Here is a 16,620-nt window from a genome sequence, read left to right as displayed (position 1 = left end):
TTTACTAATCTCGGTTCAAAATTTGACGTTCAAGACGATTAATGTCCTGATCTGATCCTATTACAATAAGAATGTCTCCTTTGGAGATCTTCTGATCAGCTTGAGGAGATACAATAATCTCATCACCTTTTTTAATGGCGACAATATTGGCACCATACTTCGCTCGTATATCAAGTTCAATAATCGTCTTATTATCCATTCTAGAGTTAGCAATAAGCTCAACAATGCTGTGTTCATCAGATAGCTCTAAATAGTCTAAGACGCTATTTGAGACCATACTGTGTGCAATTCGGACACCCATATCTCGTTCCGGGTGGACAATCTTATCAGCACCGATCTTATTCAATACCTTCTCGTGATAATCATTTTGTGCTTTAACCGTAATTTTGCTAACGCCAAGCTCTTTTAGAATTAAAGTTGTTAAAATACTTGATTGAATGTTATCCCCGATCGCTACGATAACGTGATCAAAGTTTCGAATACCGAGGTTCTTTAGAACACTCTCATCTGTTGAATCTGCGATCACAGCATGTGTAGCCACTGAAGAAAATTCATTCACTTTATCTTCATCCATATCAATTGCGAGGACTTCCATCCCCTGCTGACTTAATGACTTACAAATGCTTCCTCCAAAACGGCCGAGTCCAATTACGGCAAACTGCTTTTTCAACGCACACTCCTCCTACTCATTCAGAAAGAAACGCGCGCCAGCAAATATGCTGACGCACTATCAATACTATCCTACCACTCTTATCATCAGTGTCAATATTCTCTCTAAGACTTATTATTCTTATTCCCTTTGACATACTCTGCATCAAATAAAAAGAGTCTCATCAGCAATATTAAAGAAGGAACTAGGAGAAAGAGTCCTGCAATAAAAGCGAAGACTAGGTAGATCCCCGTCGTTTCATTCGTATATCCTGAATAGATTGTAATATAGTCATACAAAATCCACGGTAGATGTGATATGCCGTATCCAAAGAACGCGAAGAAAAATTGCAACATAACAAAGATAAAAGCCGTACCATATCTTTTCCGGTTGAAAATGAGATATGTTGCCACAAGGAAACAGAAAAGAGATGCGATAAAGAACCAGGCATAATCAAGAATTCGCTCAAAGTGAACTGGATTATGCTGCTGAAGAGCTACGAACACAAGAATACTAGATAAAATGGTTGGAGCGCTCCAGAACAGTGCATATTTTCTTAAAAGCTCAAGCGCAGGTTGATCATTCGCTCGACTAGCATAATAGGTTAGAAACGCTGCGCTAATAAATAGAACCGACACGATTGCTAAGAGCACGACTGACCAAGAATAAAAGCTTGAAAATAACTCCCCTGCCAAAAACTTAACTTCACCGTTCACCTCTTCTATAAATCCACCTTCTGATAGAGTTAACGCTGTAGAAAGAGAAGCAGGAATTAGCAATCCTGTCACTCCATATAAAAAAGTATAGACTCTGCTTTTCTTGGCGCCGTAATTTCCAAAGGCATAGAACGAGCCTCGAATGGCAAGTAGTATGATCGCGATACTACCTGGAACAAGCAACGCTGTTCCATAATAATAGGCAGTATCAGGGAAAAAGCCTACTAGGCCAACAAAAAAGAAAACAAAGAACACATTCGTTACTTCCCAAACTGGGGATAAATAACGACTAATAATTTTATTAATAATATGATCTTTTCCCGAGAGTTCTCCATAATAGGCAAAGAACCCTGCCCCAAAATCTATAGAGGCTGTGATCAAATACCCATATAGAAAAACCCATAATACCGTTATTCCTACTAACTGAATGTCCATATTTTCACCCCTCTCAATCGAAGCAATTATTTCAATTTAGCGATTTCCTCAAGTTCATTCTCAGCTGGATTAGTATTGAACATTTTCTTAAGAACAGTAACAGTAAGCGTTCCAAGAACAATGTAAAGAAGAAGGAATAAGATAAACATCCATCCGACGCTGTCCGCAGTTGTTGCAGCTTGTCCTGTTCTGAGAATATCCCATAAGATCCATGGCTGGCGACCTACTTCTGAGAAAATCCAACCAAATTCAATCGCAAGGACTGAGAGTGGCCCCGCCAAAACAATTAACCGTAAAAACCATTTGTTTTCCGTGTTGAATCGTTTTAACCTTAGCGCAATCACGTAGAAAAAGGTTAAAGCAGCGAGAAACATTCCGATTCCGACCATTCCATCAAAAAGGTAATGAATGAATAGCGGTGGCACTTCATCTTCAGGTACTTGATCAAGTCCCATCACTTCCGCATTTGGATTACCATGAGCAAGGATACTTAAAAAGTTTGGTAATACTAACCCATATTTTACTTCATCCGTTTCTTTATCGAGAAATCCGCCCACGACAAGATCTGCATTTTCAGATGTTTCAAAGTGCCATTCTGCGGCTGCAAGCTTACTTGGTTGATATTCAGCTAAAAATTTACCAGAAAAGTCACCAATCACGGCCGTCCCAATCGCAAAGATAAATCCTGCGGTCATTGTAAGCTTTAGAGCTTTCCTATAATAAGTACTACGCTTACCCTTAAGCATTTTAAATGCCGTTATAGCAGCTAGTACAATAGCAGAAGTGAGGTATGCGGACATGACCACGTGGCCTACTTTCGTTGGTGTTGCTGGGTTGAACATCGCTGCGAGTGGTTCAATATTTGTTAATACACCGTCAACTATATCAAATCCCTGCGGAGAGTTCATAAAAGCATTTACAGTGGAAATAAAGAAAGCAGACAGTGTAGAGCCAATCACAACTGGAATTGATATAAACCAGTGATAGATCGGTTTTTTGAATCGATCCCACGTATAAAGATAAATTCCAAGAAAAATAGCTTCAAAGAAGAAAGCGAACGTTTCAAGGAATAACGGTAAACTAATGACCTGTCCTGCTAACTGCATGAAATTCGGCCATAAAAGTGATAGTTGGAGCCCTATCGCTGTACCAGTTACAACACCAACAGCAACGGTAACGACAAACCCTCTAGCCCAGCGTCGCGCTAGCAATGTGTAATAAGGATCGTTCCGTTTAATCCCTATCCATTCAGCAAGGCTAATTAATAATGGGACACCAACACCTAACGTAGCAAAAATAATATGAAAACCTAACGTTAGACTTGTTAATAAACGACTTAGAGTCGCTGAATCTAGTTCCAAATTGTTCATCCCCTTTGTACCAATTTCTTATCATCTGTTACTCAACTTCCCTTATCATTCACAATAGAAACGATTGTACCTCTGAATTACACTTTTATTATGGCTCATTCATGAGATTGTGACAAGTATCACAAACTGTATAATTCCGAAACTTTTTTTCTTGTTAATATTCTGTTCACATTTAGATTAACTTCTGTATTTTTTTCGTTTTACCTCCATTGAAATGCCTGATTGATATTAATGGACAAAAAAAAGAAGCCTACTTGGCTTCTTTCTATACAGCGTCCATCATATTGAATTGTGATTTAACAAGCTCATAATACGTTCCACCTTTACGCATAAGCTCAGTATGATTTCCTTGTTCTAATATGCGTCCGTGGTCGAGAACAATAATATTATCTGCCTCACGAATCGTTGAAAGCCTGTGAGCGATCATGATTGCCGTCCTGCCTTCCAAAACAACATTTAGTGCCTTCTGTATTTTCAGCTCTGTCTCTGTATCTATACTTGCAGTTGCCTCATCTAAAATCAATATTCGAGGATCCGCAAGAAGTGCCCTCGCAAACGATAATAGTTGTCTTTCACCTACTGATAGGACGTTACCTCTTTCTTCTACCTCTGTTTCATAGCCATCACTCAAGCGCTGAATAAAAGGATCAGCTCCTACAGCTTTAGCTGCTTCCTTCACTTCTTCATCGCTAGCATCCGGACGTCCAAATCGAATGTTTTCAATAATTGTACCTGAAAAAATGAACGTATCTTGTAATACGACGCTGACTTTCTCACGTAAGCTATCGAGTTTAACGTCTTTAAGATCCGTTCCATCAATCCGAACTGTTCCACTTGTAGGATCATAGAATCGGCTTATCAAATTAGCGATTGTTGATTTCCCTGATCCAGTATGACCCACAAGCGCAACGGTGTCACCAGCTTTCATTGTTAAGCTCATTTCATGCAGAGCTTTGCGGCTTTCATCATATGAGAATTCAACATTTTCAAATGTGATTTCGCCCTTCATTTCCTTAAGCTCTTTCGCATTTTCCTTTTCTGGTACATTCGGCTGTTCATCAAGAAATTCGAAGATTCTCTCAGACGATGCCATCGCGACGAGAAGCTGATTATACACTTGACCAAGTCGAGAGATTGGTTCCCAGAACATCCCTAAGTAGAAAGCAAACGTAACAAATACACCGTAGTCCATCCCATTTTGAATAAGATAAACCCCGAACCAAATTAATATTGCTGTACCAATGGCATTAGACATTTCAACAAAAGGTCTGAAAATCGCACTCTTTTGAGTCGCGTCTTTCCAACTAGCATAGTTTTCATGATTAACGCCCTGAAAAAATTCCATATTTCCTTTTTCCTGAGTATACGACTGAGTCACTCGAATTCCTTGAATACTTTCATTCAAATGTGAATTCAGCTTGGCTTGTTTAATACGAACTTGTTGCCAGGAACGACGAATGCGTTTTCGCAAGCTCGTAGAAATGAGAAACATGAGCGGTAAAATAATCATAATCGCTAGTGTTAACTGAGGACTTAAGACAAACATGATGACAAGGATTCCTAACAATAGAACAATATCCATGAGGAGATTAATAACCCCATTCGTAAATAACTCCTGCATGGAGTTCACATCATTAATTACCCTGACAAGGATAGAACCTGCCGATCGTTTATCAAAAAATCCATGCGACAAGCGCTGAATATGCTTAAACAGCCCTTGTCTAATGTCGTAAATAATGTATTGTCCAAGCTCATTCGTCCATTTTATTCGATATGAATTGGCAATCCAAGAAATCAAATACAATCCAGCTATGCCAATAATTAATTGAATAAGTAATGTTTGATCACGATTTTTGATCGCATGGTCAAATAGTAATACCCCAATAAAAATCGGTACGATTAATCTAACAGCCGTTGCTAATAACATTGAAATGATTGCTTTTGGCAACAAACTCTTCTTGTAAGGCTCCATGTATTCAAGCAAGCGCGACATTTGTTTCCAATTGAATTGTTTTTCAATTGCCGTATCTTGAGAGTAATGGAACCTTTCTCTACGATTTTGTTTCAATCCTTCACCCCATTTCAACCAGTTTGTCTGGCCATGATCTCTTTACGATCTTGATATTGTATGTCATAAATATTTCGGTAATAGCCGTTTTGATCAATGAGCTCTTGATGTTTTCCTCGTTCTACAACCTCACCTTCATTTAGCACGATTATTTCATCTGCATGTTTCAAAGAAGAAATTCTGTGTGCAATAATGAACGTTGTTCTTCCTTTCATAACCTCTTCAAATGCTTTTTGGATTTTCACTTCCGTTTGCATATCAACTGCGCTTGTAGCATCGTCAAGGATTAGAATACTAGGATCTGTTAGGATGGCACGAGCAATAGCAATACGCTGCTTTTGCCCACCAGATAGCCCCATTCCACGTTCGCCTAGTACCGTATCATATCCGTCTTTCATTTCCATGATAAAATCATGGGCCTGCGCTCTTTTTGCCGCATCCTGTATGGCTTCAAAAGGTATATCGGGATCACCATAAGCAATATTATCTCGTATAGTAGACGAGAACAAAAACGTCTCCTGCAGTACCACACCAATATTTTTTCGAAGCGATTTCACTGTATATTCTTTAATGTTCCTTCCATCGATTACTACTTCGCCTTCGTTAGGTTCATAAAATCTTGCAATCAATTGGGTAATCGTGGTTTTACCTGCTCCCGTAGCCCCAAGTAAGCCAATCGTTGTACCTTTTGGAGCATTAAACGAAATATTCTTTAGTGCTTCGTCATCATCAGAAGCATATTTGTGTGTGACATTCTTAAATGATACGTTTCCTTCAAGACGTTCAACGTCCAACGCGCCATCTCGATCATAAATATCTTCAGGTTCATCTAAAATTTCAAGTAATCGTTCTCCTGATGCTTTGGATTGTGAAAACGTATTGATGACGAATCCAAGGTTCATGATTGGCCAGATAATATACCAAACAAGACTAAAGAAAGCCACTAACTCACCAGGTTTAAGCTGGTTTTGAAACACAAGATATCCGCCATATGAAAGCAAGAAAACAACACATAAATTCCCGATAAACTCCATGAGCGGGAAAAATTTAGCCCAAATGTATGATGTTGTTAAGTAGTTATCACGATAGTCCGTATTGCTATCAACAAACTTATTGATTTCAAAATCTTCTCTTGATAATGACTTTACCGTATTAATGCCACTAATATTCTCTTGAACTTTCGTATTCAACCGCGCCATTGATTTACGAATCCCTCTAAACGCAGGGTGAACTCTCTTATCGAATCGATAAACCACAATCGCGAGAAATGGGAGCATTCCAAGCGTAACTAACGCAAGCGGAATAGAGTATCCAAACATCACGATCAAACTAAAGCTTACGATAAGAACAAAGTTTATCACTTGTGCGAATCCAAATGATAAGAAAAACCGGAACCCTTCCACGTCAGCCGTTAAGCGTGACATTAAATCCCCTGTTTTCGCATTATCATAATAACGAAAAGGTAAATATTGAAGTTTTTTGTAAAGCTCCTCTCGAAGTCGATACACTGCAGTGACTCCAAACAAGTCCCCTAGATATTGTTGGAAAAACGTAGCAGTCCCTTTTACGATCATGATTCCTATGAAACCAAATGCAAGATATGGTACCCATTTGTATTCTTGCTTTAGAATGACATCATCAATTGTAAATTGAAGAAGCATAGGATAAAGGACTGTGATACCCGTGACAAAAATAAGGGAAAATACGGACCATAGAAAAAGCTTTTTGTATGGCCAATAAAAATCTTTCAATCTTTTAAACGTTTCCATTCCAACACCACCTTCAGCCAGTAAATAGTCATTAAAAAAATAGTGACAATATACATAATATATCGGAATTCGAAATAAATAACCACCTATTAGGCCTAAAATTCGGAATTATTTAAATAGGGAGATTCCTCCTTAGATCGAGAAGATATTTGCAATCATTCAACTGAACGGTTCTTGCAGCAATCTTTTCAAGCTAACAACTTAAATTCGTAGGGAACATTCGAGTGATTAGCTAATATAAACCATACAAAAAACCCCAGAGAGCAGTGCTCCCTGGGGTAGGTTGTTTTCTATCTTATTTAAGTGTTTCTTGACCTGGCTTCCAGTTAGCCGGGCAAAGTCCACCAGTTTGTAGTGCTTGAAGTACACGTAGTGTTTCGTCTACGTCACGGCCAATGTTGTTGTGGTTAACTACAGAGTATTGAAGTTCGCCTTCAGGATTGATGATGAATAGGCCGCGAAGTGCAACACCTTCATCTTCAATAAATACGCCGTATTCTTTAGAAACTTTATGGTTTGTATCTGCAGCAAGTGCATAGTTAAGGTCACCAAGACCATTGTCGTTGCGGTCTGTGTTGATCCATGCAAGGTGTGTATGGATTGTATCAGTAGATACTCCGATTACTTCTGCATCAAGATCGTCGAATTCTTCGAAACGATCGCTTAGTGCTGTAATTTCAGTTGGGCATACGAATGTGAAGTCCATTGGATAAAAGAAAAGGACTGTCCATTTATCGTTCTTCATATTTTCTTCAAGGCTTACTTTGCCAAATTCTTTGTTTGTCATAACTGCTTCCATTTCGAAGCGAGGTGCTTGTTTTCCTACCATGCGTTCTACCATGTGTAAATCCCTCCTAGAAAATATCCTGCGGCTTTCGCCCACAAATGACATTATAGTACATGAGTTATTTTTAGTCAATGTTAAATAATAATTAATTTAATGTGGGTTAATGACCTTCCTCCACTATCGTACCCACGTTTACCCCTCACTAAACAGGGTAACTTTAGTATAGCGAAAATCATTTCATTCGTCTCGTCTTAACACTTCACTTGAATTATCATGACAATTTTCGCTATAATTTGACCGAGTGCTAATCCTACATAATGTAGTGAGAATTAAAGGAGGAAGTCTATTGAACTTTGTTGACAACATTAATTGGGAAGGTTTCTTAATGGATACTGGCTTAATTATCCTTAAGCTAATCGCTATCCTAATCATTTATGCAATTGTAAAAGCAATCGGAAATCGTTTCATCGAAAGAACCTTTACTCAAGTATCAGAGAAGCAGAACATGAGTCCAGGGAGAGCAAATACGTTAAAAAATTTATCAAAAAGTATTTATACGTACATTCTACTCTTCATGGTTGTTGCGATCATCTTTGAAACCTTTGGCTTTGATATTAAAGCGCTAATCGCTGGTGCAGGTATTATTGGTCTCGCTGTCGGCTTTGGAGCCCAGGGTCTCGTAAGTGATGTGGTGACAGGCTTCTTTATCCTTCTAGAAAAACAAATGGACGTTGGCGATTACGTAACTGCTGGCGGCTTTGGAGGAATCGTAGAAGAAGTTGGCCTTCGCACAACCCACATTCGTTCGTTTGATGGGACATTGAATTATGTACCAAACCGCGAAATTAGCTCATTAAGCAACCATTCACGTGGTAATATGCGCGCTCTTGTTGATATTGGTATTTCTTATGATGACAATATTGACGAAGCGATCCGCGTGATTCAGAAAGTGTGTGATAACGTTGCGGCTACAAATGAAGCTGTCGTCGAAGGACCAGATGTTCTAGGCGTTCAAGGTCTTGGTTCTTCAGATGTCGTTCTTCGCGTTCTATGCCGCACTCAGAACATGGAACAATGGGGCGTTGAGCGTCAGCTTCGGAAAGAAATTAAAGAAGCTCTTGATGCAAATGGCATTGAAATCCCATTCCCGCATCAAGTATTCATTGAAAAGAAAGAACAATAAGCGTTTGTCCCTTCCTTTTATTGGGTAAAGATATCACAGATCTTTCAAAGGAGTGTGATCATATTGCCTTACAATTCTAAAAGCGAGTTGCCAGATCAAGTAAAAGACAACTTGCCTTCGCACGCACAGGATATCTTTAAAGAAGCATTCAACTCCGCATCTGATCAATATGATTCTGAGAAAACGGCTTTTAAAGTAGCTTGGAGCGCTGTGGAAGAAAAATACGAAAAGAATGATAATGGAAACTGGGTCAAAAAGAATAACAATAGCTAAAAAAAATGAACCTCTACCTAGGTAGAGGTTCATTTTTTTATTGATAACGACTATCCACCTGCTGACATACTTGATCAGCTGTCATCCCATCTGCGTTTATAACCGCCCCATTCGTGCTTGCATTTTGCATGCCCATCACATTTTGATCTTGACCAGATACAACACAACAGTCACAACCATTTGCATCACTTTCTTGTTTCAAGGATACAACCTCATACCCTTTCGCTTGCAAAGCTTGAGCTACATCAGATAGCGTATCTTCTACAGCAATTCGTTTCATTTCACTCACTCCTTATTAATATGTAGTTTCTAACTCTATTATTTTGACCACCGTTTTATGAATTATACGTCTAGCATTCATAAGAGAAAAACTCAGGTAATATATCAAACTAAAAAACAATAGCCCTCAGGCATATGCCTGAGGGCTATTGTTTTTTAGTTTGCAACCTTATTTAAATAAGAAGTTAGCGCAAGATACGCCGTTTCAATCGCAGACTCATCAGGTTTCAGTGTAGATGTATGCAAACCGGATGGAGAATTCACTCCAAGCCAGAACATAAATCCAGGAATCTCTTTTAGAAAGTACCCGAAATCCTCACCAGTCATCGCTTCTCGACATTCAACTACGTTGACATCTTGGAGTTTTCTCGTTTCTTCCATGAAAGATTGTACTAACTTTGCATTGTTCGTCACCTGGTAATAATTAGAGCCATAATCAATAGAAGCAACACATTCAAATGATGCCTCGATGCCTTTTACTATAGCTTCAATACGGTGCTTAACTTGAGACATAGAATCGGCAGATAAAGTACGGATTGTACCTTCTAACCTGGCCTTTTCGGCAATGATGTTTTGCTTCGTGCCTCCGTCAATTTTTCCTACCGTTACCACAGCTGAATCAAGAGGATCTACATTTCTCGCTACAATAGATTGGAACTGAGTAACGAGATGGCTAGCGGCAACAACCATATCACGTGTATGGTGAGGATACGCCGCGTGACCACCCTTTCCTTCTAAATCAATGAATAACTCAGAAGTATTAGCAAAGAGCAATCCTGGGCGTGTGGCAATTGTACCTACGGGGTACTCAGGTGCAATATGTAACGCAATCATTTGATCCGGCTTCCATGCTTTGAATTCATCACTTTGAAGCATTGGTAAAGCGCCACCAGGACCTTCTTCTGCAGGTTGGAAGACAAACAGCAAATTGTCTTTTACGGAATGAGTTGAATAGTACTCAAGAACGGAAAGAGCAATCGTCATATGAAGATCGTGTCCGCATGCATGCATGAACCCTTCATGCTCAGACTGAAAATCATACCCGGTCTCTTCTTTGATCGGTAAACCATCGATATCTGTCCGATATCCAATTGTTTTTGAAGGACTTTCTCCATTTACAAATACAAGGATACCCGTTCTCCAGGTTTTCACCTGGAGACGGTCCTGTGGGAGTTTTTCTATAAACTGAAGAAGAAAACCTTGCGTTTTCACTTCCTGAAAGCCAATTTCAGGAATGCGATGCAGGTCCCTTCGTACGGTTTTGATGTCCATTAGAATTAATCGTTTTGAAGCTGACGAAGCTCTTTTTTGATTTCTGTTTTTGAACGAGTTTGATCATCAATTTTCTTAAGAACACGTGCTGGAGTTCCTGCAACTAGTGTGTACTCAGGAACATCTTCAGTCACAATAGCACCAGCGGCTACAACAGATCCTTTTCCTACTTTCACGCCTTCTAGAACGACTGCGTTCGCACCAATCACAACGTCGTCTTCGATGACAACAGGGCTAGCAGAAGGTGGCTCAATAACGCCTGCAAGAACAGAACCTGCGCCAATATGACAGTTCTTACCGACAGTTGCACGTCCACCAAGAACAACGTTCATGTCGATCATAGTTCCTTCACCTACAACAGATCCGATATTGATCATCGCACCCATCATAATAACAGCATTATTGCCAATTTCAACTTGATCACGAATAACAGCACCCGGCTCGATTCGCGCTTGAATTCCTTTAAGATCAAGCATTGGAATAGCTGAATTACGACGATCATTTTCTACTACATAATCTTCAATATTGGAAGCTTCAGACTCAAGTGCTTTCTTAATGTCTTTCCACTCACCAAAAAGAACACCAGTGTTGCCTGTAATGAATGACTTCGTGTTACTACCAAAGTCGATTCCCTCAAGGTTCCCCTTAATATGTACTTTCACAGGAGTAGATTTCTCACTGTTTTGAATAAAGCTAATAATTTCGTTTGCATCCATCATTTTCATGTTGTATTTCCTCCTTTGTTCATCATGCTTTTACAAGCACAGCATGTTACTCATTTTATCGTACATGATCGATCACGTGAAGTCTAATCTTACAGGCTATTCACTTAACAATTCTACAAACTTCTGAACCTGCTTCAATTGCATCGCGGTATCATTTGTTAATAACCAGGTATCACGCTTTAATGGCAACCCTTCACCGTCCTTAAGTGGAATCCGAAAATATTCTTTATCATTCTCCGTAATGCTGATGGAAGGTAAGATAGCGTAGCCAATCCCATTTAGCGCCATTTGTTTACACGTTTCGATTTGATCAACGACAATTGTTTTCTTTGGAGGCGCAAATGATTGGGTTTGCCACCACTCCTGTATTTCTTGAAAATAAGTAGAGTCACTTTTAAATTGAATAAATGGTTTTTCTGTTTCTCGCAATTCTTCCATTGATTTAATGGACGTATCGACCAAATAGAGCTCATCTGAAATCAAATACTGACTTCTCCCCCTCCAATCGGGCTTCCCACGAATAATTCCAATATGAATATCATCTTCGTACAAGTACCGTAATATGTCACTACTCCATCCTGTAACTAGCGATATTTTGACACTGGGATAGTGCTCAACAAATTTCTTTAGCACCGCTGGAAGCCAGTATTGTCCGATAATAGATGCTACAGCTAGTTTCAGCGTTCCATGGACTTCCGAGCTTAGCGCTGTCAATGCTTCAAATACTTTTTCTTCTCTACGAATCGTATCATTAGCGAAAGCGATAATCCGTTCACCCGCAGGTGTAATCGTTAATCCTTTTTGCGAACGAAGGAAAATCGGTACCCCCCATGCCTTTTCAATCGATTGGAGGCGTTGACTTAGCGCCGGCTGAGATACATAAAGTCGTTCAGCCGCTCTTCGCATATTCGCTTCCTCCGCTAAGATCGAAAGAACCTGATATTCTGAGCTCATTAAATGGCCCCCTTTTCTTATAACTATCCATTTCTTCATAAGGAAATCTTATTGTAATTCATCATTATAATCTAATTTCATTATGGATTAAAGAAGACTATACTATGACATGAGATATTTTCGATGGAGATGATCATATGGAATGGCTTTTCTTATTTGGCATTGGTCTTATTGCCACGTTTGTTGGAACCTTGTCTGGCAGCGGAGGACTTATTAACTTTCCCTCGATGATGTTACTCGGTCTTCCCATTCATTCAATTATTTCAGCAAATAAGTTTTCAAATATGCTTAGTTCATTTTCTAGCTTTTTTGTTTTATTAAAGAGGAAAGAACTCTCTATGAAAGAAGCACTGAAAACAGGACCTATCGCTTTAACTGGTGGGGTCCTAGGAGGATTATTTGCCTCATCACTATCCCAACAGGCGCTTCAACTATTCGCCGGAGGAATGCTTCTTGTTGCCTTAACTTTATCATTTATGAAAAAGAAGGAATCAATTCATTTATCACATAAGGTTCCTACCAAAGCACTCCCGTTCGTTGGTCTAATTGGATGGTATGATGGTACGTTCGGCCCTGGACAGGCGACACTTCAAATGCAATTATTTCGTCACAGCGGCATCTCCTACCTTGCTTCAATAGGTCTAACACGATTTAATACCTTCTTAAGTTGTACAGGGGCTGTCATGGTCTATTCACTTAGTGGTCACCTTAACATGGCGATCGCGCTCCCACTTGCGGCTGGCTCTATCACTGGAGCACAAATTTCTGTTCGAATGGCCAATAAACTTTCTCTTGTGCAAATAAACTGGTTGCTTCGCTCTATGACCATTTTATTGATTTTACAAGTATGCTACAGCCTATTTAAAACACAATTTTAGGAGTGATTAAAATGGTTATCGATTATATTCGTCTCCACCATATTCAAATTTGTATACCCATCGACCAGGAGGAACTTGCGAGGAATTTCTATATAGGGATACTAGGCTTTGAAGAAATCGAAAAACCAGCTGTTTTAAGAAAAAACGGAGGCTTCTGGTTAAGAGCAGCAGACATTGAATTACATGTTGGGACCGAAAGTACTATTGTGCCAGGGAAAAGACATCCTGCCTTTGAAATTCATAATCTGCTGGAAGCAAAAGCACATTTAGAAAAACACCACATCCCAATACAAAAAGAAAAACCAATCGAAGGATACCAGCGTTTTAGCTTTTATGATCCCTTTCAAAACCGAATTGAATTCATCTCACGTATAGGAAAACCCGGCTTATGAGCGAGCCGGGTTTTGTTTCTTATCAGGCTTTGGAATAAAGAGTACTAGCAGAAAGCTTAAGAGTGCCATGACTGCAACTCCTCCATACACCCATTTTAAAGAGGTTGTGAGTCCGTTCTGCAACAAATCAAGCACAGTAGGATCAAGACTGTTACGCTTTGTTTCATCAAGTAATTGATTGGCTGTATTAAGATTCACACCTTCTCCCGAAGAGCGGTTCGTTAAATATTGTTGAAGGCGGCTGTTTAAAATACCGCCAAGTAGCGCAGCACCGACTGCACTTCCAAGCGTTCGCATAAACATATTTGAAGCTGTCGCAATTCCGCGCTGCTTCCAGGAAACTGAGCTTTGGATGGCAACAATAAATGTTGTAGACGTTAATCCCATTCCAACACCGATAAGAAATGAACCAAAACCTGCAAAGATGGGTCCTAATGCTGGCGTCATCAACAGATAGATCACTGAACCGCTAATAAGTGAAATTCCTCCAAGGACTGATGTGATCCTAAATCCGATTTTTATGACGAGTTTCCCTGCTATAGTAGACGCAATTGGCCATCCTATCGACATCGTCGTAAGCGTAAATCCTGCTACAATAGGAGATTTCTCCATTACTCCCTGAACAAATGTCGGAAGAAAACTAGAAACCCCAATCAAGATCATGCCCGTCGTAAACGTTACTGAATTCGATATGGCGATAACCGGATCGCGCCATATACCAAGAGGCATTAGCGGCTCTTTCGCTTTAAGTTCGACTCTAAAAAAAATCGCCATAGCTACGAATGATGTACTTAGAAGGGTGAGGATAGGTAAGGAAGTCCACTTCCAGTGAACGCCTCCTTCGATCAAGACGACCATCAATGCACTGATCGATACAAGCAAAAGGATGGCCCCAGAGTAATCAATCGATTTTCGTTCTTTATCAATCGATTCATGAAGCAAGAGAACAATGCCAACTAACGATAGAACTCCGAGAGGAATGTTCATCCAAAATACCCATGACCAATCAATGTACTGAACAAAAATACCGCCTAGAGCCGGGCCTGCAATTGCAGATATTCCCCACACGCTAGCAAGATACCCTTGAATCTTTGCCCGCTCCTCCATCGAATACATATCGCCTACAATCGTAAGCGCTATTGGTTGTACGGCTCCTGCTCCAATACCTTGAATAAGCCTGAAAAGGATAAGTGCCTCCATCGATTCCGCAAATCCACACAATAAAGATCCTATTAAAAAAATGACAATACCGATCGAATAGATCGGCTTCCTACCAAAGAGATCTGAAAGTTTACCAAAGATAAGGACCGTAATCGCAGACATTAATAAATAAGCTGAGAAAACCCAGCTAAACGTCGAGAATCCGCCAAGGTCGCTCACAATACCAGGCATCGCTGTTGAAACGATTGTTCCTTCGATCGCGGCCATGAACATTCCAATAATAATGGCTCCAAGTACGAATGGTCGATTGGTCTCCTTGTTTTGGATACTAGATGTGATTTGATTTGTTAACGATTTCATTTTATTCATCCCCATATGTAAAAATCCCGGTAATAGTACCGGGATAAATGCTTAAGACTGTCTAACTGATGACTCATGCAAATAACGATTAACAAACTTAAGAAGCGCTCTTCTTGTTAGAATGCCTTTAAAAATATTCTCATCATCGACTACACAAAGAAACGGATGATCAATTGCTAGCTTTAACCCTTTGAAAAAACCGTCCTTTTCATTAATACAAGGTATTTCTGTATTCATAACTTCTTCAACAACTAATTCACTTAATTTCTCGAATTCAATTCGCTCGATGCCTAGAATCGAATCAAGGATGAGCGGCTGACTAATTAATCCCTTTAGACGATATTCAGTATCTAATACTGGGATAGATGAATAGCCTGATTTAATCAAAATAAGCATCGCGTGCTCCAAAGGATTCGTCAGCTGTACATGTGCTACTTTTTCTGCTGAAATCACAAGATCTTCAATTCCTGTTTCATACAAATTAGGTAATTCCATATGTTTTGCCATTTAAAACGTCCCCTCAAGCATGATTCGCCCTGTAATTTTTCTCTAATGAAGGTCTGTTATTATAGTAACATGAATGGGGATTGTCCGTTAACTGTTACTCGATTAATGTTCATAAATCATTTTACGAGTCATACCTCCATCAACAACTAAATTCTCACCTGTGACAAAATCATTTTCTTTATTCGTTAGGAAGAGACAGGCACGTCCAATATCTGATGGCTTTCCAACTCTTTTGGATAGATGCTGCTCATGATCCACGTCACGTAAAGCCTCATAATCTTCTACTTCAATCCAACCCGGGCTAATTGAATTGACAGTAATATGATCATCTGCAAGGGACACTGCTAGCGCATGGGAAAGCGCTACGATTCCTCCCTTAGTAGCAGCATATGCTTCACTGTTCGGTTCTGACATCGTCGCTCTCGTTGATGCAATGTTGACGATAGAGCCACCGTTATTTCTTCTCATAAGATGAGCAGCGGCACGAGACCCTAGAAATACGCTTCGTAAATTGGTGTTGATGACGTTATCCCACTCTTCTACACCTAGTTCATCCATATGTTTAAATACTGTTAGGCCAGCATTATTGATTAAGATATCTAGTCGCCCATACTTCTCTTCAACTTTATGAAAAAGTTGTTTAATGGATTCTGGTTTACTTACATCTGTTAAGATAATGTCACCATAATCACCATGCATTAATTTTTCTGTTTCTTTGCACCCTTCTTCATTCACATCGGCAAGAACAACGCGATAGCCTTTATCGGCATAAGCGATCGCAACTCCCCTACCGATTCCATGTCCAGCACCTGTTACTACAACGACTTTTTGCATCAAATAAC

At 39.7% G+C, this 16,620-nt stretch carries 17 protein-coding genes; 4 read left to right on the top strand and 13 right to left on the bottom strand.

Going from position 1 to position 16,620, the window contains the following annotated elements; genetic code table 11:
- Window positions 1-4: 4 nt before the first annotated feature.
- From IQ283_RS16835 to IQ283_RS16810, 6 genes are all read right to left on the bottom strand, one after another.
- Window positions 5-670, bottom strand: a complete 666-nt coding sequence (locus IQ283_RS16835) for a potassium channel family protein (RefSeq protein WP_194221263.1) — start codon at window positions 668-670, stop codon at window positions 5-7.
- A gap of 104 nt (window positions 671-774) precedes the next feature.
- Entirely contained in the window at window positions 775-1,800 is a 1,026-nt protein-coding gene (locus IQ283_RS16830) for a cytochrome d ubiquinol oxidase subunit II (RefSeq protein WP_194221262.1), read from the bottom strand.
- Between the two features lie 26 nt (window positions 1,801-1,826).
- Window positions 1,827-3,161, bottom strand: a complete 1,335-nt coding sequence (locus IQ283_RS16825; protein WP_194221261.1) for a cytochrome ubiquinol oxidase subunit I — start codon at window positions 3,159-3,161, stop codon at window positions 1,827-1,829.
- 274 nt (window positions 3,162-3,435) lie between these two features.
- Window positions 3,436-5,238: an ABC transporter ATP-binding protein gene (locus IQ283_RS16820; RefSeq protein ID WP_242057375.1), complete on the bottom strand. Its 1,803-nt coding sequence runs from the start codon at window positions 5,236-5,238 to the stop codon at window positions 3,436-3,438.
- 14 nt (window positions 5,239-5,252) lie between these two features.
- Complete coding sequence (locus tag IQ283_RS16815) at window positions 5,253-7,007, bottom strand: ABC transporter ATP-binding protein (RefSeq protein ID WP_194221260.1); 1,755 nt, start codon at window positions 7,005-7,007, stop codon at window positions 5,253-5,255.
- Window positions 7,008-7,302: 295 nt separating this feature from the next.
- Complete coding sequence (locus IQ283_RS16810) at window positions 7,303-7,848, bottom strand: peroxiredoxin (RefSeq protein WP_098443217.1); 546 nt, start codon at window positions 7,846-7,848, stop codon at window positions 7,303-7,305.
- A gap of 331 nt (window positions 7,849-8,179) precedes the next feature.
- Here IQ283_RS16810 and IQ283_RS16805 point away from each other — a divergent pair, with 331 nt between their 5' ends.
- Both IQ283_RS16805 and IQ283_RS16800 read left to right on the top strand, forming a co-directional pair.
- Complete coding sequence (locus IQ283_RS16805) at window positions 8,180-8,977, top strand: mechanosensitive ion channel family protein (protein WP_370314489.1); 798 nt, start codon at window positions 8,180-8,182, stop codon at window positions 8,975-8,977.
- 63 nt (window positions 8,978-9,040) lie between these two features.
- Window positions 9,041-9,250: a ChaB family protein gene (locus tag IQ283_RS16800; RefSeq protein ID WP_194221258.1), complete on the top strand. Its 210-nt coding sequence runs from the start codon at window positions 9,041-9,043 to the stop codon at window positions 9,248-9,250.
- A 37-nt stretch (window positions 9,251-9,287) separates the two neighbouring features.
- Here IQ283_RS16800 and IQ283_RS16795 read toward each other — a convergent pair whose 3' ends face one another.
- The 4 genes from IQ283_RS16795 to IQ283_RS16780 all read right to left on the bottom strand — a co-directional run bounded on the left by IQ283_RS16795 (window position 9,288) and on the right by IQ283_RS16780 (window position 12,480).
- Window positions 9,288-9,530 carry a YkuS family protein gene (locus IQ283_RS16795; protein WP_194221257.1) on the bottom strand — a complete coding sequence of 81 codons (243 nt, stop codon included), beginning with the start codon at window positions 9,528-9,530 and terminating at the stop codon, window positions 9,288-9,290.
- Between the two features lie 155 nt (window positions 9,531-9,685).
- Window positions 9,686-10,801: an N-acetyldiaminopimelate deacetylase gene (locus tag IQ283_RS16790; RefSeq protein ID WP_194221256.1), complete on the bottom strand. Its 1,116-nt coding sequence runs from the start codon at window positions 10,799-10,801 to the stop codon at window positions 9,686-9,688.
- 5 nt (window positions 10,802-10,806) lie between these two features.
- Window positions 10,807-11,526: a 2,3,4,5-tetrahydropyridine-2,6-dicarboxylate N-acetyltransferase gene (gene dapD, locus IQ283_RS16785; RefSeq protein ID WP_194221255.1), complete on the bottom strand. Its 720-nt coding sequence runs from the start codon at window positions 11,524-11,526 to the stop codon at window positions 10,807-10,809.
- Window positions 11,527-11,622: 96 nt separating this feature from the next.
- Entirely contained in the window at window positions 11,623-12,480 is an 858-nt protein-coding gene (locus IQ283_RS16780) for a LysR family transcriptional regulator (RefSeq protein ID WP_194221254.1), read from the bottom strand.
- A gap of 137 nt (window positions 12,481-12,617) precedes the next feature.
- On the opposite strand from IQ283_RS16780, the gene IQ283_RS16775 reads away from it, so the two are divergent.
- Together IQ283_RS16775 and IQ283_RS16770 are read left to right on the top strand one after the other, a co-directional pair.
- Window positions 12,618-13,358: a sulfite exporter TauE/SafE family protein gene (locus IQ283_RS16775; protein WP_194221253.1), complete on the top strand. Its 741-nt coding sequence runs from the start codon at window positions 12,618-12,620 to the stop codon at window positions 13,356-13,358.
- Window positions 13,359-13,369: 11 nt separating this feature from the next.
- Window positions 13,370-13,750 carry a VOC family protein gene (locus IQ283_RS16770; RefSeq protein WP_194221252.1) on the top strand — a complete coding sequence of 127 codons (381 nt, stop codon included), beginning with the start codon at window positions 13,370-13,372 and terminating at the stop codon, window positions 13,748-13,750.
- On the opposite strand, the gene IQ283_RS16765 is transcribed toward IQ283_RS16770, so the two are convergent.
- The 3 genes from IQ283_RS16765 to IQ283_RS16755 all read right to left on the bottom strand — a co-directional run bounded on the left by IQ283_RS16765 (window position 13,745) and on the right by IQ283_RS16755 (window position 16,612).
- Window positions 13,745-15,271, bottom strand: coding sequence for an MDR family MFS transporter (locus IQ283_RS16765; RefSeq protein WP_242057374.1), 1,527 nt, complete (start codon window positions 15,269-15,271; stop codon window positions 13,745-13,747). The genes IQ283_RS16770 and IQ283_RS16765 overlap by 6 nt on opposite strands.
- Window positions 15,272-15,322: 51 nt before the next feature.
- Window positions 15,323-15,778 carry a cyclic-di-AMP-binding protein CbpB gene (gene cbpB, locus IQ283_RS16760; protein WP_194221250.1) on the bottom strand — a complete coding sequence of 152 codons (456 nt, stop codon included), beginning with the start codon at window positions 15,776-15,778 and terminating at the stop codon, window positions 15,323-15,325.
- Between the two features lie 102 nt (window positions 15,779-15,880).
- A complete protein-coding gene (locus IQ283_RS16755) occupies window positions 15,881-16,612 on the bottom strand; it encodes an SDR family NAD(P)-dependent oxidoreductase (RefSeq protein WP_194221249.1) in 732 nt (243 codons plus the stop codon).
- Window positions 16,613-16,620: the final 8 nt, after the last annotated feature.

Source organism: Pseudalkalibacillus hwajinpoensis (genome assembly GCF_015234585.1).
Taxonomy (GTDB): domain Bacteria; phylum Bacillota; class Bacilli; order Bacillales; family Guptibacillaceae; genus Guptibacillus; species Guptibacillus hwajinpoensis_B.
This window is presented reverse-complemented; position numbering and strand designations above follow the sequence as displayed.